Origin of the sequence: Sulfurimonas sp., assembly GCF_027056685.1 — a bacterium.
Taxonomy (GTDB): domain Bacteria; phylum Campylobacterota; class Campylobacteria; order Campylobacterales; family Sulfurimonadaceae; genus Sulfurimonas.
This window is the reverse complement of sequence record NZ_JALUKE010000196.1, coordinates 1-2,345: the sequence shown is the minus strand read 5'-3', so window position 1 is coordinate 2,345 and position 2,345 is coordinate 1. Positions and strand designations below refer to the sequence as shown.

The 2,345-nt window shown below is 37.0% G+C and carries 4 protein-coding genes and 1 pseudogene; all 5 read right to left on the bottom strand.

The genetic code is table 11. The features are described from left to right. Nucleotides 1-392: tRNA (N6-threonylcarbamoyladenosine(37)-N6)-methyltransferase TrmO (gene tsaA / locus MVY38_RS08710; RefSeq protein WP_297485310.1), on the bottom strand; the 392-nt coding region annotated here is incomplete at its 3' end. Nucleotides 393-439: 47 nt separating this feature from the next. Next, the gene (locus tag MVY38_RS08705; RefSeq protein WP_297433382.1) at nucleotides 440-688 is read right to left on the bottom strand and encodes a cytochrome C oxidase subunit IV family protein; all 249 of its coding nucleotides are present in this window, start codon (nucleotides 686-688) and stop codon (nucleotides 440-442) included. Between the two features lie 5 nt (nucleotides 689-693). Continuing rightward, on the bottom strand, nucleotides 694-1,296 hold the full coding sequence (locus tag MVY38_RS08700) for a cytochrome c oxidase subunit 3 (RefSeq protein ID WP_297485308.1): 603 nt from the start codon (nucleotides 1,294-1,296) through the stop codon (nucleotides 694-696). Further along, nucleotides 1,296-2,081: a CbbQ/NirQ/NorQ/GpvN family protein gene (locus MVY38_RS08695; protein WP_297433384.1), complete on the bottom strand. Its 786-nt coding sequence runs from the start codon at nucleotides 2,079-2,081 to the stop codon at nucleotides 1,296-1,298. The genes MVY38_RS08700 and MVY38_RS08695 overlap by 1 nt, the downstream gene beginning before the upstream one ends. Nucleotides 2,082-2,091: 10 nt before the next feature. After that, nucleotides 2,092-2,345: pseudogene (locus tag MVY38_RS08690) on the bottom strand (VWA domain-containing protein); the annotation flags it as partial.

Here is a 2,345-nt window from a genome sequence, read left to right as displayed (position 1 = left end):
TCAATATAGGGCTTAATGTCTAAAAGGGGTGTTCCATCAACAATATCAACACCCTTAATTGTGACAATATTATCAACAACATCCACAATCTCAACAACTGAAAGCCCTATGGAATTTGGATGCATAGGTGTTCGTGTGGAAAATACGCCTCTTTGTGTATTTGTTTTATCATTAAAAGGAATGACACTGAGTTGATGGGTGTCAATTTTATGAAAATAGTATATAAGATAGGCATGAGAAAAACCATCTAAATCTTTCAAACCTGCACAATATTGCTCTTTAAATTCAATAGTTGCCAAGACTTCTCTTGCTCCGCAAGGCTGTACAGGCATATCTTTTAAATCGCAAAAAGGAGATTTTATAGTTGCAATTTGATGTAAATTAACTTCCATCTTCTAACACCTTTATATAAATAATTTATAAATATTATACGATAATTTTATAAATAATAACTGACTGCAATAGAAGAGATGACAACAACAAGCCAAATTGTCGGTATAAGTCTGTACCTCAAAGAGACATTTTTCATCCCCATAAAGTAATCAATCACAAGCTGCCCTTTTACAAATGTAGTAAAAAGAAGCACACCCACCATAAAACCACTTGCAAGATGCAGTTTTCCCAAAAGGTATGCAAATATTGTAAGCACAATCAAAACGCCCCAAACTATCTCTACTGTTCTTTTCATTCCAGCTACCTTATAATGTAAATGAGTGGAAATAGAACTATCCACAACACATCTACTAGATGCCAATATACGGCACCCGTCTCTATACCTCTACTATTTTCAGCACTATACGCAGAAGCCTTTGTTCTTCTAAAAATATTAAAAAGAATGATGGTGCCTAAAGTAACATGCATAAAGTGAAACATCGTAAGCAGCAAATAGAACATAAAAAACTTGTTTGTACCGAGTGATATTCCCTGTCCAAAGATGTCTGAGAACTCTAAAAGTTTATTAATCAAAAACAGACACCCAAATAGCACACTTGCCGCTATCCACTTAGAAGCTTTTTGATTTGCCTCTTTTATTATCTGCTCACCTTTGGCATTTTTTACCAAATTTACAGCCTTGACAATAAAATAACTCCCAGTAATCAAAATAAGTGTGTCAATAAAACCCGAAGTTTGATTAAGCAGAAGTTGCGACTTGTTAAAAAGTACAACATCAGCATGTCTTGAAAAAGCATAACCTAAAAACATAAAACCAAAGGTTACAAGCTCAACATAAATAACCAACCATATTGCAAAATCACCCGGTGGATAAGGCTCTTTAATAATTACACTTTTTGCCATCACTCAGCCTTTGCAAAGTGAAGAGAGATGAGTTTTTGCAACACTTCTAAAACATCCTCTTCATCACTTAATGACTCAACTATAGAGTGCATACACGCCTGATAAGGGTCAAAGCCTTTTACCATCAGTTTTGCCGCATAGATGAGCAATCTGGTAGAGACTGCCTCTTGAATGTCACTATCACTAAGCTGGCGAATCTCTCCTGCAATATTTACAAGTTTTTGCGCTGTTGGCTCATCGACACCGCTCTCTTTTATAATGACCTCTTTTTCTATATCTGGTTTAGGATAGGTAAAACTTAAAGAAATAAAACGCTGTTTTGTACTTGGTTTCATTCCCTTAAGTACATTTTGGTAGCCAGGATTATAAGAGACAACAAGCATAAAATCAGGATGTGCTTCTATAAGTTCTCCTGTTCTGTCAATCGGCAAAACGCGTCTGTAATCTGCCAAAGAGTGTAGCACAACTGTAGTATCTTTACGCGCTTCGATTATCTCATCAAGATAGCATATTCCACCATTTCGTACCGCTTTTGTAAGTGGACCATCTTGCCAATATGTGCCGTTTTCATCTATAAGGTGACGACCGACCAAGTCCGCCGCACTTAAGTCATCATGACACACAACTGTATAAACTTCACGACCAAGTCTCTCACCCATAGTCTCAATAAATCGCGTCTTACCGCACCCTGTAGGCCCTTTAATGAGCACCGGCAAATTCATCCCCGCGGCAGCTTCAAAGAGTTCTACTTCATTTGCTTGTGGTAAATAGTAACTGTGTGACATATTTGTTCCTTTATTTTGTAAGATTCATATAAATTTCTGTTAAAACTTTTGGCAGTTTCTTTGCATCGCGAATAACCGCATAAGAGTTTCTTCCAAAGAGATAGGGCAGATACTCTCTAGCCTCAACATCAATGGTGATGCAAAAAGGAGTAATGCCCATTTGGCGCACCTCATCTATGGCTTTTTTTGTATCTTCTATGCCGTATCTGCCATCATATCTGTCCGTATCATTTGGTTTTCCATCACTTAAAATGAGTAGAAGTC

Coding starts and splice junctions, on each gene's coding strand:
- MVY38_RS08705 (WP_297433382.1), bottom strand. CDS start 688: ATGAAAAGAACAGTAGAGATAGTTTGGGGCGTTTTGATTGTGCTTACA.
- MVY38_RS08700 (WP_297485308.1), bottom strand. CDS start 1,296: ATGGCAAAAAGTGTAATTATTAAAGAGCCTTATCCACCGGGTGATTTT.
- MVY38_RS08695 (WP_297433384.1), bottom strand. CDS start 2,081: ATGTCACACAGTTACTATTTACCACAAGCAAATGAAGTAGAACTCTTT.